The sequence below is a fragment of the Hymenobacter sp. BT559 genome (assembly GCF_016427535.1).
Lineage (GTDB): Bacteria > Bacteroidota > Bacteroidia > Cytophagales > Hymenobacteraceae > Hymenobacter.
In genome coordinates this window covers 610,271-629,730 of record NZ_JAELXV010000001.1, presented here as the reverse complement: position 1 = coordinate 629,730, position 19,460 = coordinate 610,271, and the positions used below count along the sequence as shown (strand labels likewise).

Sequence of the window (19,460 nt, the reverse complement as noted above, 5' to 3'; positions counted from 1 at the left end):
ATGAGAAAGACAGTTATCTACGCGGCTTTGACGGCCGCCACTTTGTTCAGCACCTCCTGTTCGGAGAAGTATCTGGACGATGTAAACACCAACCCCAACGCCGCCTCGGCCGCCAACCTGAATCCGAACTATCTGCTCACCGATGGCCAGCTGACGTTTGCTAACACGGGATATGGCGAGCTGCTGTACCCGGCCCCAGCTATTCAGGCGCTGGCCAGCACGTTCAACTATTACGGCAACGGCGATAAGTACACCAACTCAGGTGGCTTCACGGGCTACCAGGCGCTGCTCTTCAACCAAGGCTATACGGCCCTGAGCCGCTTGCAGCAGGCTATTACCGTGGCTAACGCCCAGGGTGCCTCGCGCTACACCAACGTGATTGCCATCAGCAATATCATGAAAATCATGATATTCCAGCGCATCACCGATGCCTACGGCGACATTCCGTTCTCGCAGGCAGTAATGGCCTCGCAGGGTATCACTACGCCCCAGTACGACAAGCAACAGGACATTTATCCGGCCCTGCTGACGCAGCTCGACGCAGCTATTACCAGCCTCGACGCGGCGGGTGCTAAAGCCTCAGGCGACCTGCTTTACGGCGGCGACGTGGCCCAGTGGAAAAAGCTAGGTTACTCGCTGATGGTGCGCGTGGCTATGCGCATGACCAAGGCGAACCCGACCTTGGCCAAAACCTACACGGAGAAGGCCGCGGCGGCTGGCACCATGACCAGCTACACCGATAATGCCGTTGTGCGCGGTGACATTGCTTTCGGCGATACGCAGAATGCAACCACCAACGCTCTGCTCACCACCGACGACTTCCGGGAAGTGAAGTGGAGCAAGACCCTGATTGACTACCTGCGCACCACCAATGACCCCCGCCTGGGGGCCATCGCCGAAATCCCGGCGGCTGGTGCTGCTGGCAATGCCAACCAAGCGCTGGTGGGCGACAACACCCCCGCGCTGCAGCGTGGCCTGCCCAATGGCTACGACCTGACGGGCGGTACCTACGACATTCGCAAACGCTCGGACTACCCCGGTGGCACCGGCACCGGGGCCGATGTGGCGCCCCTAGGCAACTACTCGCGGCCCCGCGTCGCTGTATATATTCAGCGCGCTGCCCCCAACTTTCTGCTGACCTACGCCGAAACCGAGCTACTGCTAGCAGAAGCCGCCAACCGCGGCTGGAGCGTGGGCGCCAATGCTGCCACGCACTACGCCAACGGCGTGCGCGGGGCTATGCAATCGCTGTCGCAGTTTGGCACGGCCGGGGCCATCAACCAAGGCACTATTGATGCCTTTGTGCTGGCTAATCCCTTAGGTGCTACTAACCAGCTCAAGCAAATCAACGAGCAGTACTGGCTGGAAACGTCTACGACCTTCAACTTTATTGAGGGCTGGAACAACTGGCGCCGGTCGGGCTACCCCGAGCTGACGCCCGTGAACTACCCCGGCAACGTGACCGGCGGCACCATCCCACGCCGCCTGATTTATCCGGTTACGGAAGTATCGAACAACCCAGCTGGCTACGCCTCAGGCGTATCGAGCCTCACCGGCGGCGACCTACTGACCTCGCGCGTGTGGTGGGATAAGTAAGCCTAGGGCACCTAGGTAATTTAGGAGAGGCTTTACGCTGGGCAAACCTGGGGTAAAGCCTCTCTTTTTTTGTAGTAATTTTTCGGTAGCATACCGGCTTAGATGACACTATCACGTTCCTTTTTCCGACGGCCCTCAACCGGCCTATTACAGATATTCCTTGGCCTAGGAGCAACTGCTCCCGCGCTAGCGCAAGCTCCCTTTGCTGGACTAGCGGAGCTCTTTACACCGCCCAAAGGCTACGTAGTGCAGCACACCAGCCAACCGCTGACGATGGACGGCAATCTACAAGAGAGCGACTGGCAAAAAGCTGCCTGGACTACCGACTTTGTGGACATTGAGGGCGTTAAGAAGCCGCTGCCCACTTACCAGACGCGGGTGAAAATGCTCTGGAACGATTCGACGCTGTTCATCGCCGCCACCTTACAGGAGCCCCAGATTTGGGCGTACCAGACGCACCACGACGATATTATTTACAAGGACAACGACTTCGAAGTCTTTATCGACCCCGACAATAACGCCCATCAATACTTCGAAGTCGAGGTCAACGCCATCAACAAGATTTTTGACCTGTACCTGCCCAAGCCCTACCGCGACAAAGGCGATGCGCTCATTAGCTGGGATGTAGCTGGGCTGCGGTCGGGCGTGGCTATCAATGGCACCCTCAACCAGCCCCAGGACCAGGACAAGAGTTGGACGGTCGAGATGGCCATTCCGCTAAAGGCAGTGCGCATGGGCTTCCCGTGGCAGCCGCCCACCGAGGGTACGCTGTGGCGCATCAATTTCTCTAGGGTAGAGTGGGACACGAAGGCGGCAGGCAACAAAAACGTGAAGCTGCAAGATGCCGCTGGCAAAGACCTACCCGAGCACAACTGGGTATGGTCGCCGCAGGGGGTCATCAACATGCACTACCCCGAGCGCTGGGGCTACTTGCAGTTTACGCGCCAGGCCAACACCACTTGGCAGATGCCACAGGCCGAGCTGCGCAAGCAGTACCTATGGCTGGTGTACTACCGCCAGCAAGAATTTCGGAAGAAGACCGGCAAGTATGCCGCTACCTTGGCTGAGTTGAAAATCAAGCCGCAGGCCACAGTTGGCAAGCAGGCCAACCAGCTGCAGCTGGCAGCCACGCCTTACCAGTTTACCGCCACCATCACGGCAGCCGGCAGCGCTGCCATTCGCATCAACGACGAAGGACTACTTGAAACCCTGAAGCCATGACGAGCCGCCGCAAATTCATTCAAACCAGCGCCGTGCTGGGCCTAGGTGCCCCGCTCCTACCCGGCGCCGCCCAAGCCGCCCTGCCCGCCGCGCCCAAGGCCGGCTGGAAGCACTGGGTCTGGACCAACCCCAACCAGAAAGACACGGAGGCCGAGCTGGCCACCCGCTACCGCAAGTACTACGAAGCCGGCGTGCGCGGCATCTTTTTCGAGGCCGATAGCGAAAGGCACTTCCGCGCCGCCAAGGCCCAGAAGCTCGAAGCCCACCGCTGGATTTGGACGATGAACCGCGGCGAGAAGTCGCTGCTGGCTGCCCACCCCGAGTGGTACGCCGTGAGCCGCAAGGGCGAGTCGTGCGCCACCCACCCGCCCTACGTCGACTACTACCGCTGGCTGTGCCCCTCGCGCGAAGAGGTGAAGCAGTACCTAGAGCAGGACTACGCCGCTGCCCTCAAAAAGGACTACATCGACGGCATTCACCTCGACTACGTGCGGTTTTGCGACGTGATTTTACCCGTGAACCTGTGGGCGAAGTATGGCATCGTGCAAACCAGCGAGCTGCCCGAATACGATTTTTGCTACTGCCCGGTGTGCAAAGCGGCCTACAAAGCTGAGTATGGCACCGACATCGACACCGTGCAGTACCCCGAGGCGAGCCCTTCGTGGCGAGCCTTCCGCTACCAACGCGTGAATGAGGTAGTGCGCCGGCTCACCAACGTAGCCAAGCAATACCGCAAGCCCATTACGGCCGCTGTGTTCCCGACCCCCGACATCGCCCACCGCAACGTGAAGCAAGACTGGGTAAACTGGAACATCAGCGGCGTGTGCCCCATGATTTACCACGGCTTCTATAAAGAAAATGTGACCTGGATTGGCCAGGCTGTGAAGGAAGGGGTGCAGGCGCTGAACGGCAAATTCCCGCTGTATGCCGGTTTGTTTTTGCCTGATTTTAAAAACGATGCCGAAATACAGCAAGGTATCGAAAATGCCCTCTGCAACGGCGCCGCCGGCGTTTCGCTTTTCGGCGATGTCTCGGATGGCGCGCTGGCCGCACTCAAAACGGCTTCGGCAAAAACCAGCCAGGTGAAGTAAGGGCGCAGCTCAAAATTGATGAGAACGCCTTCCGTCATGCTGAGCTTGCGAAGCATCTCTCGTGTCATTCAGCGATGCGCGAAAGATGCTTCGCAAGCTCAGCATGACTTTCTTTTAAATCTCTAACTACGTGATAAGAAAGTCCTGTAGTATCTTTTAACCAGCAAAGCTTTGTTGTGGCTCCTTGTTTTAGTTTTTGAGCGCTTTCAACCACTCTCCTCTTCATGCTAACTCGTTACTTTACAAATTTTTACTTCTTTTCACTCACACTCGCTTTCCTAGGTCTGGCCTTGGGCAGCAAGGCGCAGCAGCCGCTATTTAGCTTGCTCAGTGCGCAGGAAACGGGTATCAATTTTAATAATGCCGTTAGCGAAAACGAGGCCCTCAATATCCTATCCTACGAGTACTTCTACAACGGCGGCGGGGTGGCAGTCGGCGACATCAACAGTGATGGCCTAGCCGACTTGTTCTTCACAGGCAATATGCGCCCTAACCGGCTGTACCTCAACCTAGGGGCTTGCAAGTTCAAGGACATCACCGACCAAGCCGCACCGGGCCTGGGTGGGCGCAAAGACGGCTGGAAAACCGGCGCCACGATGGCCGACGTGAACGGCGACGGTCTGCTGGATATTTATGTGTGCTACTCCGGCAAAAAGGCGGAGGATGTGCGCCGCAACCAGCTGTTTATCAATCTAGGAAACAATAAGTTTCAGGAAGAAGCCAAGAGCTACGGCCTGGATGACCCCGGCTACAGCACGCAGGCGGCCTTCTTAGACTATGACAATGACGGCGACCTCGACATGTTTTTGCTCAATCACAACATCAAAAAGATTGACAACATGGAGTTTGCCAGCCACAAAAACGAAGTGGACGCCCTGGCTGGCAACAAGCTGTTTCAGAACGACAACGGGCACTTCACCGACGTTTCAAAAACGGCCGGCATTGTGCAAAGCCCGCTGACATTTGGCCTAGGTATCGCCGTGGCTGATATTAACAAAGATGGCTGGCAGGACATCTACGTGACCAACGATTATAACGAGCCCGACTACCTATACCTGAATAATAAAAACGGCACGTTCAGCGACCACTCCAAGCAAATGCTGCGGCACCATTCGCACTTTTCGATGGGTGTGGATATTGCTGATTTCAACAACGATACGCAGCCCGATATTTTCACGCTCGACATGCTGCCGGCGGATAACCACCGTCAGAAGTCGCTGCAGCTGCAGGAAAACTACGAGACGTTTGAGCTGCTGCGCCAGCAGGAGCTGTACCCGCAGTACATGCGCAACATGCTGCACCTCAACAACGGCGACGGCACCTTTAGCGAGATTGGACAGCTGGCGGGCGTGTCGAAAACGGACTGGAGCTGGTGCCCGCTCATTGCTGATTTTGACAACGATGGTTACAAAGACATCTATATCAGCAACGGCTACTTGCGCGACTACACCAACAAGGATTTTCTGCGCTACTGGGGCGACTACAAAATCAAGAAAGCAATGGCCAAAGAGCCCTTTCTGCTGATGGATTTGGTAACGGCGATGCCCTCGACCTCCGTGCCCGATTACATCTTCAAAAACGAGCGCAACCTGACATTTTCGAACAAGCAGCAAGAGTGGGGCCTAAACCAAACTAACATGTCGAACGGCGCGATTTACGCCGACCTGGACAATGATGGTGATTTGGATTTGGTGGTGAATACCATCAACCAGCCGGCCAGCATCTACCGCAACCACAGCACCGATGTGCACCACACGGCCTACCTAGGGCTAAAGCTGCAAGGCACCGACAAGAATACCCAGGCCGTAGGCGCTAAGGTCTTTGTGTACACGCCCGGCCAAGTGCAGTACCAGGAAGTAAACCCCAACCGCGGCTACCTGTCGTGCGTGTCCACGGTGTTGAATTTTGGCCTAGGTGCCAACCAGAAGGTCGATTCGGTGCGCGTTATCTGGCCCAACCAAACCTCGCAGCTGCTCACAGCAGTAAAGGCCAACCAGCTGCTTCAGCTTACGGGCAAACCAACTGGCAAGCCCGTAGCCAAAGCAGCAACTGCTACTCCCAAGCAAGTATTCAAGCCCAGCGCTCCGCTGTTCGATTTCAAGCCCGAAGAAGTGGCCTTGAACGACTTTAAGCGCCAGTTGCTCATGCTGTTCATGTACTCCAAAACCGCGCCGGTGATGGTAAAAGCCGACGTGAACAAGGACGGCCTGGACGACTTGTTTGTGAGCGGGGCCAAAGACGAAGTAGGTAAGCTCTACCTGCAGCAGCCGGGTGCCAAGTTCGTAGAAGCTCCCTTAGGTCGCTCCACCAGCCTGCCGATGGGCACCGTGGCCGCCGCGGCGTTTTTCGACGCCACCGGCGACGGCTACCCTGACCTGTACGTGGCCAAGGGCGGCTACTCGCTCTACGAAGCCGGGCAAGACGATTTGCAGGACGAGTTCTATATCAACGATGGCAAGGGGCATTTTACCTTGTCTACTACGGCCTTGCCCCAGCTCCATGCAAGCAGCAAGAGCTGCGTGCGGGCGGCCGACGCCGACAACGACGGTGATATAGACATTTTCGTGGGCGGCCGCGTGATACCGGGCCGCTACCCCATGCCCCCTACCAGCTACCTGCTGCTGAATGATGGCAAAGGCAAGTTTACGGCCGCCAACGTACCCTTTGCCCAGGCGGGCATGGTCACGGATGCGCAGTGGGTCGACTTGAACAAAGACGGCCGCAAGGACCTCGTACTGTGCGGCGAAATGATGCCCCTAACCGTGTGGACCAACACGCCCCAGGGCTTTAAGGACCAGACCAGCACCTATTTCAGCACACCCCAAACCGGCTTTTGGTTTAGTCTGCACGTGGCCGATGTCAACGCCGATGGGCAGCCTGACCTCGTCGCTGGCAACCTAGGGCTAAACAGCCAGCTGCGGGCCACCGCCCAGGAGCCGGCCGCGCTCTACTACGCTGACTTTGACAATAATGGTTCTATCGACCCCTTCCTAAACTTCTATGTGGATGGCAAAAGCTACCCGTTTGTGAGCCGCGACGAGCTAAATGATGTGATATACCCCATGCGCCGCCGCTTCACCTCCTACAAGGCGTACGCCGATGCGGTAATGACGGATATTTTCAGCAGCGACGACCTAGGCAAGGCCGGCAAGCTGGAAGCTACCGAGCTGCGCACCACGCTGTTTTTGAATAACAAAGGCACCTTCACCCCCACCGAGCTGCCCATGGAAGCCCAGTTTTCGATGGTCACCCAGATTACGAGCGGCGACTACAACCACGACGGCCACCGCGACCTGCTACTGCTCGGCAACCACACCGACAACCGCCTGAAACTAGGCAGCATGGACGCCAACTATGGCTGCCTACTGCAAGGCGATGGCAAGGGCCACTTCAGCTACGTCAAGCAGCCGGCGGCGGGCATTTGCGTGCTCGGCGATGTGAAGTCGGTGAGCGAAATCACGGTGAATAAGCAGCCTTACTTAGTAGTGGGCGTGAGCAATGGCCCTGTACAATTTTACAAAGAATAACGATGAAGCGCAGTAGTCTGATAGGCCTAGCCCTCGTAGCGCTAACTAGTGGTAAGCTGCAGGCGCATGGCCCACGCCTAGCCGAGCAGCTTGACCCAGGCAAGGCTCTGAACGTCATTAATATGACTATGGTGCACGACGTAGTGGCGCCCCCAGTGGCAGCCCGCTACTACGCCTATAGCATGCTGGCGCCCTATAGCATCGTGGCGGCGCACACTACACGCCTACCCGCGCCGCAGCAGCTGGTAAAAGCCTATACCACCGACCTGCGCCTCGACACCGTGAAGGCGGCCTATGACTACCAGATAGCCGCTTACTACAGCATTCTCGAAACGGCTCGCCTGCTGCTGCCTTCCGGCGAGACCCTAGTGGATGAGGAGCAAACTTTTTTGCAACTACTGACCAAGCAGGGCGTCAAGCCCGGCGTGCTGAGCCAGTCGGTGAGAGTGGGCAAGCTGGCCGCCGCCGCCGTGGTAAAATTCTCTAAATCTGACAACTACGGTAAACTGAGCGCCCTCAAGCGCTACACGCCGGTAAAGACAGAGGGCAGCTGGTACCCCACGCCCCCCGCCTATCTCGAAGCGGTAGAGCCCAACTGGAAAACCATCCGCCCGCTAATCATCGATTCGGCCAGCGCCTTTCGGCCGGTGGCGCCCTACCCTTTTAGCAAGGATACGACCTCGGCCTTTTACCGCGAGGTGCTGGCAGTGTACAAGGTTTCGAAGAAGCTGACGCCCGACCAGGTAGAGATAACCCAGTTTTGGGATTGCAATCCATTCGCCGTCAACACGTCGGGACACATGTCCATCGGCTTCAAAAAAATCAGTCCCGGCGGGCACTGGATGAATATTGCCGCCTTGGTGGCCAAGCAGCAGAAAGTCGGGTTTGACAAAACAGTGTATGTGCTCTGCGCCGAAGGCATTACCCTGATGGATGCCTTCATCAGCACCTGGGAGGCTAAGTACGCCACCAACCGCATTCGGCCCGAAACCTACATCAACCGGCACCTAGACGTGAAGTGGCAGCCCGCGCTGCAAACGCCGCCCTTCCCCGAGTATACCAGCGGGCACGCCGTAGTATCGAGCGCCTCGGCCGAGGTGCTGAGCTACTTACTGGGTGATAAGGTGGCGTACGTCGACGATACCGAAATTCCATTTGGCAGCGGCAAGCGGTCGTTTACTTCCTTCCGGCAGGCGGCAGCCGAAGCCTCTATCTCCCGCTTCTACGGTGGCATTCACTACCTAGAAAGCTGCACCAACGGCAATGCCCAGGGGCAGCGCCTAGGTCGCCATATTGTTTCTGTATTGCGCAAAGCGTCTAGCAAGTCGCTTAGCATTGCTAAGTAGCCAAGGCAACCTTTCGCAACTCCTACCTTTGGGCACTTAGCTATCATTTCGACCCAGTGCCCACCGGAACCCTGCTCCTCATCGACGACGAAGCGCGCTTGCGCCAACTGCTGGCGCAAGTATTGGAGCTGGAAGGCTACACTGTGCTGCAAGCCCCCGACGCCTACCGAGGCCTGGCACTGCTGGGACAGCACGCCGCCGAGGTGCTGGTAGTGCTCAGCGATGTGAAGCTGCCCGACGCCCACGGCGTGGACTTGCTGCCCCGCTTCAAGGCGCTGGCGCCCGAGGCCGAGGTAGTGCTGCTCACGGCCTTCGGCACCATCCCCGACGGGGTGCGGGCCATGAAGCAGGGCGCGTTTGACTACCTCACCAAGGGCGATTTTGAGCAGCAGTTGGTGGTGGTAGTGGAGCGCGCCGCCGAGAAGGCCCGCCTGCGCCGCCGCGTGGCCGAGCTCGAAAAGCGCATGAGCCAGGGCCACACCTTTGAGAGTATGATAGGCGAAGCGCCCGCCCTGCGCCGCGCCCAAACCCTAGCCCGCCAGGTAGCGCCCACCGATAGCACTGTGCTGCTCGAAGGCCCCACCGGCGCGGGCAAGGAGCTATTTGCCCAAGCGCTGCACCAAGCTAGCGGGCGCAAAACCAAGCCCTTTGTGGCTGTCAACTGCTCGGCCTTCCCCAAAGACCTGCTTGAATCGGAGCTATTTGGCTACAAGAAAGGCGCCTTCACGGGGGCGCTGGCCGACAAAAAAGGCTTGCTCGAAGAAGCTAATGGCGGCACGCTTTTCCTAGACGAAATCGGCGAATTAGAGCTAAACGTGCAAGCCAAGTTTCTGCGGGTGCTAGAATTACAGCAGTTTACCAAGCTCGGCGATACCAAGCCGACTAAGGTGGATGTGCGGCTGGTGGCAGCTACCAACCGCAATCTCAAGCAGGAGGCGGCCCTAGGTCATTTCCGACCCGACTTATACTATCGGCTCTCGGTATTCACCATCGTAGTGCCGCCGCTGGCTGACCGCCGCACCGATGTGCCGCTGCTGGCCGCCTTTTTCTTGAAGCATTTCGCCGCTCGGCTGGCCAAGCGCCTGCCCGGCTTCGAGCCCGAAACCCTGGAGCTACTGCAACGATACCCCTGGCCCGGCAATGTACGCGAGCTCAAAAACGTGTTGGAGCGCGCCGCCATCTTGGCCCCGGCCGGCGAGCTACTGGCCCCGGCGTACTTACCTGACGAGTTTCACGGCGTAGCTGCCCGCCCGGCCGCCGATGATGAAAGCTTACGCGGACTAGAGGCACGGCACATTCAGCGGCTGATGGGCGAGTTGCTGGGCAATAAACCCGAAGTGGCCAAGCGCCTAGGTATCGGCCTAACCACACTGTACCGCAAACTACAGGAATACGGAGTGGAGTAAATTCAGCCCGTAGCTTGGACTTTGTAGTCCGAGCGTAGCGAGCAGCACGCGTTAGAGAGCTTTAGTCGAGGCAGTTTTGGCGCACCATGCTCGCTGCGCTCGCGCTCGGACTACAAAGTCCAAGTTACTGCTCTATTTTACCTCGTAGCGCAGCCACACTACATCGTTCGGGCGCTGCTCCACGGTTAGCAGCCGCAGGTGCGGAGCGGGGCCGGGCGCGTCACTCTGCTCAAACACGGCCGCCGAAGCTGCGGCACCATCGATAACCGGGATGTGGAGCAAGCTTAGCTCATCTATTAGGCCGGCCTTGAGCAGCGAGCCGTTGATGTGGCCACCACCTTCGAGCAAGATGGTTTGGATAGGAAATAGGCGGGCTAGCTTGTCGAGTACCACGGCAAAATCGAGGCTTTTTCGGCGCCGCCGAACACGTAGGAGATACCTAGGCGCCGCAGATACGCCAAGTACTCGTCAGAAACTTGCTCGGTGAGCACTTCGATGAGGTGCTCGCCGTCGATGTCGGCCGCCTCCCAAGCGAGCTTGCCGTGGGCATCGACGGCGACTACAAAGGAATCGGCCTCGTGCTCGGCTACGAAGTCGGTGCGGTCGAGGGGAGTAGTCACGGGCTGCAAATCGGGCTGGCGGCCTTTGGTGAAATCCTTTTCCATGGTCACGCGGCCGCACAGCCAGGCCTGAGACTCGAAGGTGGCAGCAGTGGCTTCGTACTCATCGCGGCCGGGCACATCGGCGCCCCAGCGCTGCACGATGATGCGGCCATCGAGCGAGCTCATCATGTGGCAGATAACGCGAGGCTTTTGTAATGCGGACATAGGGAGGGTTGATTAACTGAAAAGAGCTACTTCAAAGCGCCGGCCGGGGTTGCGTACCGCCGGGGCAGTTATTTCGCGCCATGTCCTTAAAAACCCAAATCCGCCTCGGTGTTTTCATCATGCTGGGGCTGCTGCTTAGCCTGGGCGGCTACGTTATTTTCACGATTTACCGGCTCGAAACAGAGGCGCCCGCCGTGCAGGCGGCCAATGCCCGCATGGCGCAGCACGCGGTGTATTTATTCTTGGGAGTCAGCACCTTGCTGGGTATTATCCTGATGGTGCGGCTGCCGCGCCTGGTAGTGCGCCCACTGCACCGCCTCACCGCCGATGTGGAGCGTGTGGCCGGCCCCGGCCCCGCTACCCGCGTGGCCGTAGCTAAAAACAACGAAGTGGGCACCGTGGCCGCCGCCGTCAACCGCGTGCTGCGGCAGGCCGAAGACGAGCGCCGCGCCACGCTGGCCGAGCTGATTACCCAGCGCAACCGCACCGACAGCCTGGTCCGCAGCCTCGACGAGGGCCTGCTGCTCATTGACCAGCAAGGCATTATCGTGCTGGCCAACCCCGTGGCTTGCCTGCTGCTGGGCGGTGCATCAGCCAAAGACCTACTGGGCCGGCCCGCCGAGCAAGTAGCCCAGCACAACGATATGCTGCGCGAGTGGCTCACCATGCTGCACGCGCCCCACCCAGCCGAAAACAGCAGCCTAGGGCCTACGTTTTTGATGCGGCCACACGGTGAGAATCTACATTACCAACTCACCGTCACGCCGATTGAAGCATTCAACGAAGACCTGAAAAAGAGTGAGCCGGCTGGGCACGTGCTCTGCCTGCGCAACGTGTCGGACTTTAAAAATCTCGACCAGCTGAAATCGACCTTCTTAGCCACGATTTCGCACGAGCTGAAAACCCCGTTGGCCAGCATCAACCTCAGCCTGATGCTATTACGCGACGAGCGGCTCGACGCGGCCAAGCGCCAGGAAATCGCCGACGGCATTCGCTCCGAAACCCAGCGCCTACTGGGCCTGGTGGGCCAGCTTATCGAGGTGGCGCGCCTCGACGCGGGCGGTGCACTCAAGCTGAACCTGCAACAGGTACCCCTACCCGAAGTAGTGCGCTACGCTACCGAAACTATTAAGGCCCAGCTCAATGACAAAGACCTCAACCTGCGCGTGCAGTTAGCTGAGCCGCTGCCCGCCGCCCAGGCCGACCTCGAAAAAACCACTTGGGTGCTTATCAACTTACTGTCCAATGCCATCCGCTACTCGCCGCACGGGGCCAACCTCACCATCAAGGCTAAGCCCTGGGGCGAAATGGTACAATTGAGTGTAGAGGACGAGGGGCCGGGCATTCCGAAAGAGTACCACATTCGCATCTTCCAGCGCTTTGCGGGCGGACCTAGGGCGGCCGGCATGCCAGGCGGCGGCTCGGGACTAGGCCTCAGCATCAGCCGCGAATTTATTACGGCGCAGGGCGGGCAACTGTGGGTTGAGAGCCAGCCCGGCCAGGGCAGCTGTTTCACCTTCACGCTGCCGGCGGTGGCGTAAAGCCGGCCTGCGCCAAGGCCTCGTGGCGGTAGTGCTGGCGCTGGAGCAGCCAGGCCGTGAGTGGGCCTTCCTCTGAAAAGAAAGCGAGGTGCGCTGGGCTACCTGCGGGGGCTGTCATTTGTTGTAGCAGGCTGGGCGGCAGCAAATAGGCTAGGCACACGGGCTCAGGCAGACGCAACGACAGCTCGGGCAGGAAGCGCTGTAGCAGCCAGCGCCGGGTATCATCGTCGGGCAGGGCTCCGCGCCCGCGCAGGTCGAGTTGCCAGTAGGGGCAATTGACCTGGCGGGCGAGGCGAAGCATGGCGCGGTAACCCTGCCGAAATTCGGTTGCCGATACCGGCCGCTGCCAGCGACCCACTAGCAAATGCAAGTCAGGGCGATAGCGCAAGACGAGATAATCAGTCTGGGGCAGGGCAACGGTGAGCGCACGCATGGCAAACCAGGATTAAGCCAAAAAATGAGAGAAAGCTAGTAAGAATTTAGCATGCGGAGGCAGCGGTGAGCGGGCGTAGTAGCGCGAGGTTTTAAGGCCGGCAATATGCGACGCGGAGTATGACTTATCCGTGAAATCCAACCTTTAATTTGGGCGGTGTAGCAGGCCAACTTATGGGGTGACGAGTCTGCAAAGGTGGCCGGGCGTTGCCCCACCAGGTGGCACTATCGGCCAGCATAGGCGGTTTCCAGACTAATGCCCCAATTGCGTCGGGCAAACCAGCCGGGGCTCTGGCCCGAACTTTGGAAAATGACTCGCCTTTTGCTGCTGCTTTTTGTGCTGACCACTCTCCCCTTCGCTCACGCTCAGAAGAGCAAGGCCGACCCCTTCCCGCAAAGCCAATACCCAGTTTACAACGGTCCCGACCTAGGGCTGACGTTTGACCGCACCGGTCGCGGGACCCTGCGCGTGTGGGCGCCCACCGCCGAAGCACTGCACCTACGCCTGTACGCAGCCGGCCAGGGCGGCCCAGCTACCGCCACGCACGCTATGCAGCGCAGCACCGCCGGCACCTGGACACTGGCGCTACCCGCGGGCACGACAGGCTTTTACACGGTTCAGGCTACCATAGCGGGCAAGGCGATGGCTGAGGTGTGCGAGCCCTACGCCCGCGCCGTAGGTGTGAATGGCCGCCGGGCCGCCTGGCTCGACCCGGCCAACGCCGCGCCCACTGGCTGGACCGACGACCTGCGCCCCAAACCCGGCGCTCCCACCGACAATGTGGTGGGCGAAGTGAGCGTGCGCGACCTCTCGGCCGCGCCTACTTCGGGTATTCAGCACAAAGGCAAGTACCTAGGGCTGACCGAGCTGGGCACCACCGGGCCGGGCGGCGTGCGCACCGGCCTAGGTCACCTGCTGGAGCTGGGTGTCACGCACGTGCACCTGCTGCCGACCTACGACTTTGCAGCTATTGATGAGAGCCTGCCGCCCTCGCCTACGCGCTACAGCTGGGGCTACGACCCAGTAAATTACTTCGTGCCCGAAGGCTCGTACGCTACCAACGCGCTCGACCCGGCCGTACGCATTCGGGAATATAAGCAACTGGTACAGACGCTGCATGACCACCAGCTGCGCGTCATTTCCGATGTGGTGTTCAACCACGTGGCCGACGCGGGCACCAGCGCCTTCGAGCAATTGGTGCCAGGCTATTACTTCCGCCACAATGCCGACGGCTCGTATTCTAACGCCACGGCCTGCGGCAATGAAGTAGCCTCCGAGCGGCCTATGGTGCGCAAGCTCATCGTGGACTGCGTGAGCTATTGGGCGCGGGAGTACCACGTCGATGGCTTCCGCTTCGACCTCATGGGCGTGCTCGACCTTGAAACCATGCGCGCTGTGCGCGTGGCTCTCGACCAGCAAGACCACAGCATTTTTGTGTACGGCGAAGGCTGGGCCGCTGGCCCTAGCCCCTTGCCCGAGGCCCAACGCGCCGTAAAGGCCAATGTGAGTAAGCTGCCGCGCATCGCCGCCTTCGGCGACGAACTGCGCGATGGCGTGAAGGGCCACTACGCTCGCCAGGCCGAAGGCGGCTTTGCGGGCGGCCAGCCGGGGCTAGAGGAAAGCGTAAAATTTGGCATCGTGGCCGCCACTCAGCACCCGCAGCTCGACTACGCCAAAGTCAATTATAGCAAAGCACCCTGGGCCAACCAACCCAGCCAGGCCATCAGCTACGTGTCGTGCCACGACGATAGAATCCTGTGGGACAAGCTCGCAGTGGCCCACCCTACCCTCTCGGAAGCGGACTTAATCAAGCTCGACGTATTGAGCAATACGATTGTCTTCACCTCGCAGGGTGTGCCCTTTCTACCTATTGGCGACGAGTTTCTGCGCAGTAAAAAAGGCGCTAGCAATTCCTATAACCTACCCGATAGTATCAACCAGCTCGACTGGGCTCGCAAGGCTAAGTACCGGCCGGTTTTCAATTTTTACCGCCAGCTGCTGGCCTTGCGCAAGGCGCACCCGGCCTTCCGCCTACCTAGCCAGGAGTTGATTGCACAGCACTTAAAATTCTTGCCCGGCACGCCAGCCGGCACCATCTGCTACCAGCTAGTAGAGCACGCGGGTGGCGATACCTGGCAGACCATTACGGTGCTTTTCAACGGCACTGGGCAAGCTGCGAGCCTGCCCGTACCAACTGGGAAATACTCAGCAGTATTGCGAGGAATGGAAATCAACCAGCACGGCCTAGGTGCGGTAATGAGCAGCGGCACGGTGGAAGTGCTGGGGTATTCGGCGCTAGTGCTGGTGCAGTAGAGATTATTCAGTCATGAATTTCGGCGAGTAAACCGCTATCGTCAATCATGCTCCCTTCTTGTGCTTCAGTCCATGCTATGATTGCTTTTACATCCTTTTCTGATAGCTGTGGGAAGGAGGGCATTTGCTGCTTCCCATAATCATTGAAAAGCTTCACAGCATAATCATCTCCACTGGCAATGACCTTGGCCGGGTTGCGCACCCACGATATTAGCCAAGAAGTTGGCCGCCGCTTGGTAATACCCGCTAGTGCTGGCCCTACGACCTTTTCATTTACAGCATGGCACTGAATGCAATTTGCCTTGAATAGTGCATCGCCAGCTGGAATAGAAGCTAACTCATTCCCTGAAGCAGCCACTCCATTTACCATTGGCTTAGGCTTGGGATGCGCAAGATTGTATTGGTATGCTTCCTCAGCTTTTTGCTGGGCTAGCTTCTCTGTTTCCATTTGTCGCGCCTCATTGGCTGAGAAGCCAACCAAGCCGGTGGCACTTAAACCTAGGAACCCTAGCATTAGGACGATGAGGCCCATGCCCACGGTCAGGGCGAAGCCGGTTGAATTTGTACGCATACCACAAGTAGTTAAGTGAGCAATACGCTTCTGCTATATAGTAACCAACGGCGAGGCAATATGCTTACTCCAATGTTAAGTTTTTAGCAACGGGTGGGCTTTAGAAGACCGGCCATTTTTATACCCTTTGCCTCTCTACACTAACCTATCAAGCCAGTAACAACTCACTAATTATCAAGTATATGATATTAAAACAAACCATGCACTGCCGGTTAGTATAGCTATACTTAACAGCTTAATAGTAGTGAAAGTCAATTGTCATTTCTCCTAATAGCCATGAAGTTTCCGTTAAATATCCAAGCGTAACGCGCCGTAATTTTGAGGTGCATCTGGGGGTGGGCTCCGGAAAACACAACGAGATATTTATGAAACAACATGTACTACTGCCACTATTGGGAATAGTGTGCCTAGTGGGCAGCCAATCGGCGCACGCGCAGGGCGTCACGACTTCGGCTATCAAGGGCTTGGTGCTCGACGCCAAGGGCGAGCCGCTGCCTGGTGCCACGGTGCTGGCCGTGCACACGCCTACGGGCACCAAATACGGGGTGAGTACCCGCGACAACGGGCAGTTTGACCTATTGAACCTGCGTATTGGCGGGCCTTACGAGATTACCATCTCGTTTGTGGGCTACGAGACTTTTGTGGAGCGCAACGTGCAATTGGCGCTAGGCAAAACTTACGAAACCCGCGCTACGCTGCGCGATGGCGCTGGCCAGCAGCTCGACGAAGTGATGGTGCGCGGCAACCGCGATGGCCAAATCAACCCCGACCGCACGGGCGCGGCTACCAACATTGGCTCGGCAGCCATCCGGTCGCTGCCAACCATTAGCCGCTCGCAGGAAGACTTTACGCGCCTCACGCCGCAGGCCAGCGGCAACGGCCTAAGCTTCGGCGGACGCAACCCGCTGTACAACAACTTCTCGCTCGACGGCTCCATCTTCAACAACTCGTTTGGCCTCGACTCGCCTACGCCGGGCGGGCAAACTAATTCGCAGCCCGTTTCGCTCGATGCCATCGACCAGATTCAGGTGAGCCTCGCGCCGTATGACGTGCGGCAGGGCGGCTTTTCGGGCGCTGGTGTGAATGCCGTGACCAAGAGCGGCACCAACTCCTTCAAGGGTACGGTATACACATACTACCGCAACGAGAACCTGATTGGGCGCAAGGTAGAGGGGGCCGACATCGACAACCCGAGCCTGAAATTCAACCAGACGGGCTTTGCCCTAGGTGGCCCCATCATCAAAAACAAGCTCTTCTTCTTCGTCAACGGCGAGTTTACGCGCCAGACCGACCCCGGCCAGACCTTCCGCCCCGCCACCAGCGCGGCCGAGGCACAGGCGGCCCTGAGTGGCCAGGCCAACGGCGTGAGCCGGGTGTTGCAGTCGGACCTAGACGCCATTCGGCAGCGCTTGATTTCGTCGTACGGCTATGACCCGGGCACGTATGAGGGCTTCAACTACCGCACGTATTCGGACAAGATTCTGGGCAAGATTGACTGGAATATCAACTCGAACAATACGTTTTCGGTGCGCTATAACTACCTGCGCAGCTACCGCCAGCAGGGGCCGCACCCCATTGCCATTGCGCCGTCTTCGCGGGTGCCGGGCGTGAATACCTTGCAGTTTTCGAACTCGGGCTACACTATTAATAACAACCTAAACTCGGTGGTAGCCGAGTTGAACAGCACCTTCGGGAACGGCAAATTCAGCAACAAGGCGCAGGTGAGCTACTCGGCGTTTGATGACTACCGGGAGCTGCCGAGCGGCACGTTCTTCCCGATGATTGACATCACGCAGGGCGGCACCACTTACACCAGTGTGGGTACCGAGCAGTTTTCGGCCAACAACACGCTGAACCAGCACATTTTGCAGCTCACCGACAACCTGAGCTACTTCGCGGGCAAGCACATTTTGACCGTGGGCGCCAACTACGAGCGGTTCAAGTTTATCAACGGCTTCAACTTGCAGCGCTACGGCTACCAGCGCCTCGAACTGAGCGACTTCCTGGTCAGTACGGTGCCCGGCCGAGCCGGCTTCCTAGATTTGAATGCCCAAGCCGCGGCCGGTGGCCGGGCGCCCATCAAGCAGGCTGACATCGACGTGGCGCAGCTCGGAGTGTACGTGCAGGATGAGTTTCAGCTCAATCCGGCCTTCAAGCTGACCCTAGGCGTGCGCGCCGATGTGCCGATTTATAACACTACGGTAGCCCCCAACCCGCAGATTGCGGCGGCGACCTTCCAGACCGCCGACGGCCAGCCCACGCGCCTCGACGTGACGCAGTTTCCGAAATCGACGCCACTGTTTTCGCCCCGCCTAGGCTTCAACTACAACTCGCAGAACAGCGGACCTAAGACGCAGCTGCGCGGTGGCACGGGCATTTTCACGGGTCGCATTCCGTTTGTCTGGATTTCTAACCAGGCCTCGAACGCGCAGTTCAGCGACGGCTACACGTTCCAGATTAACACGACGGGCCGCGACTTCAAGTTTCCGCAGGTGTGGCGTTCCAATGTGGCCGTAGACCAGGAGCTGCCCGGCGGCATCGTAGCCACCTTGGAAGCCATTTACACCAAGGACCTTAACGCCGTGGTGCACCGCAACTACAACTTCGTGACGCCCACCCAGACCCTAGGTGGTGCCAACGGCGGCGACAGCCGTCAGATATACCCAGCGGCCGGCCCGCGTCTCAATTCCTTCGTAGGGCCCAACGGCCAGTTTACCTTCCTGGATGCGGGCGTGATTGGGCTCGAAAACGTCAGCCAGGGCTACCAGTACTCCTTCACGGGGCAGCTGCGCAAGGAGTTTGTGAACGGCTTTTACCTCACCGCGGCCTACACCTACGCCCAAGCCAAGGACGTGACCTCGAACCCCGGCGAGATTGCCGGCGACGCCTACCAGCGCCTGCCCGTGGTGGGCAACCCCAACCAGCCCCAGCTGGCCTACAGCGACTTTGGCTTGCAGCACCGCTTCATCGCAGCGGGCGGCCGGCGCTTCTCGTATGCCAATGACCATGTGGCCACAACCCTAGGCTTCTTCTTTGAGGCCGGCCAGGGCAACCGCTTCAGCTACACCTACGCCGGCGACCTCAACCGCGATGGCATCGACGGCAACGACCTGTTTTTTGTGCCCAATGCCCAAAACCAGATTAACCTAGTGGCCTACACCAACGCGGCGGGCCAGGTGGTTTCGGCCGCCCAGCAGTGGCAGCAGCTCGACAGCTACATTGCCCAAGATAAGTACCTGAGCCAGCACCGCGGCGAGTACACCGAGCGCAACGGCGCCATCAGCCGCTGGTACACGCAATTCGACTTCAAGGTGTTACAAGATTTTGCCATCACTACCAGCGGCGGCAAGAAGAACACCTTGCAGTTCAGCTTCGACATCCTGAACGCGGGCAACCTGCTCAACCGCAACTGGGGCAACCGCTACCTCGTGGGCAACAACCGCCTCGTACAAGCTGCCTACCCCACTACCAGCCCCGACACGCCAGCCTACACCTTCAACGGCGGCAGCCAGACGTTCTTCACCGATACCAGCCTCGCCAGCCGCTGGCGCGCCCAGGTGGGCGTGCGCTACATTTTTGATTAGTCGT

At 58.7% G+C, this 19,460-nt stretch carries 13 protein-coding genes; 9 read left to right on the top strand and 4 right to left on the bottom strand.

Annotated elements, in window-relative coordinates:
* From JAO77_RS02670 to JAO77_RS02645, 6 genes are all read left to right on the top strand, one after another.
* A complete protein-coding gene (locus tag JAO77_RS02670; protein WP_198988723.1) occupies positions 1-1,596 on the top strand; it encodes a SusD/RagB family nutrient-binding outer membrane lipoprotein in 1,596 nt (531 codons plus the stop codon).
* 273 nt (positions 1,597-1,869) lie between these two features.
* On the top strand, positions 1,870-2,817 hold the full coding sequence (locus JAO77_RS02665; RefSeq protein ID WP_235998183.1) for a carbohydrate-binding family 9-like protein: 948 nt from the start codon (positions 1,870-1,872) through the stop codon (positions 2,815-2,817).
* Positions 2,814-3,908 (top strand): family 10 glycosylhydrolase, encoded by a 1,095-nt coding sequence (locus JAO77_RS02660; protein ID WP_198988722.1) that lies wholly within the window; start codon positions 2,814-2,816, stop codon positions 3,906-3,908. The genes JAO77_RS02665 and JAO77_RS02660 overlap by 4 nt, the downstream gene beginning before the upstream one ends.
* Before the next feature lie 224 nt (positions 3,909-4,132).
* Positions 4,133-7,435: a VCBS repeat-containing protein gene (locus JAO77_RS02655; RefSeq protein ID WP_198988721.1), complete on the top strand. Its 3,303-nt coding sequence runs from the start codon at positions 4,133-4,135 to the stop codon at positions 7,433-7,435.
* A gap of 2 nt (positions 7,436-7,437) precedes the next feature.
* On the top strand, positions 7,438-8,781 hold the full coding sequence (locus JAO77_RS02650; protein WP_198988720.1) for a vanadium-dependent haloperoxidase: 1,344 nt from the start codon (positions 7,438-7,440) through the stop codon (positions 8,779-8,781).
* A gap of 56 nt (positions 8,782-8,837) precedes the next feature.
* Positions 8,838-10,187, top strand: coding sequence for a sigma-54-dependent transcriptional regulator (locus JAO77_RS02645; RefSeq protein ID WP_198988719.1), 1,350 nt, complete (start codon positions 8,838-8,840; stop codon positions 10,185-10,187).
* Positions 10,188-10,319: 132 nt separating this feature from the next.
* Here JAO77_RS02645 and JAO77_RS02640 read toward each other — a convergent pair whose 3' ends face one another.
* Positions 10,320-10,580 (bottom strand): dihydrofolate reductase family protein, encoded by a 261-nt coding sequence (locus JAO77_RS02640; RefSeq protein WP_198988718.1) that lies wholly within the window; start codon positions 10,578-10,580, stop codon positions 10,320-10,322.
* Complete coding sequence (locus JAO77_RS02635; protein WP_198988717.1) at positions 10,562-11,014, bottom strand: hypothetical protein; 453 nt, start codon at positions 11,012-11,014, stop codon at positions 10,562-10,564. The genes JAO77_RS02640 and JAO77_RS02635 overlap by 19 nt, the downstream gene beginning before the upstream one ends.
* 80 nt (positions 11,015-11,094) lie before the next feature.
* On the opposite strand from JAO77_RS02635, the gene JAO77_RS02630 reads away from it, so the two are divergent.
* Entirely contained in the window at positions 11,095-12,555 is a 1,461-nt protein-coding gene (locus JAO77_RS02630; RefSeq protein ID WP_198988716.1) for a sensor histidine kinase, read from the top strand.
* Here the strand turns inward: JAO77_RS02630 and JAO77_RS02625 are convergent.
* Complete coding sequence (locus JAO77_RS02625) at positions 12,533-12,988, bottom strand: hypothetical protein (protein ID WP_198988715.1); 456 nt, start codon at positions 12,986-12,988, stop codon at positions 12,533-12,535. The two genes, JAO77_RS02630 and JAO77_RS02625, sit on opposite strands and share 23 nt — an antisense overlap.
* 309 nt (positions 12,989-13,297) lie before the next feature.
* On the opposite strand from JAO77_RS02625, the gene pulA reads away from it, so the two are divergent.
* Positions 13,298-15,301, top strand: a complete 2,004-nt coding sequence (gene pulA / locus JAO77_RS02620) for a type I pullulanase (RefSeq protein WP_198988714.1) — start codon at positions 13,298-13,300, stop codon at positions 15,299-15,301.
* A gap of 7 nt (positions 15,302-15,308) precedes the next feature.
* On the opposite strand, the gene JAO77_RS02615 is transcribed toward pulA, so the two are convergent.
* Positions 15,309-15,872, bottom strand: coding sequence for a cytochrome c (locus JAO77_RS02615; protein ID WP_198988713.1), 564 nt, complete (start codon positions 15,870-15,872; stop codon positions 15,309-15,311).
* Between the two features lie 365 nt (positions 15,873-16,237).
* On the opposite strand from JAO77_RS02615, the gene JAO77_RS02610 reads away from it, so the two are divergent.
* Complete coding sequence (locus tag JAO77_RS02610) at positions 16,238-19,456, top strand: TonB-dependent receptor (RefSeq protein ID WP_198988712.1); 3,219 nt, start codon at positions 16,238-16,240, stop codon at positions 19,454-19,456.
* Positions 19,457-19,460 lie beyond the last annotated feature (4 nt).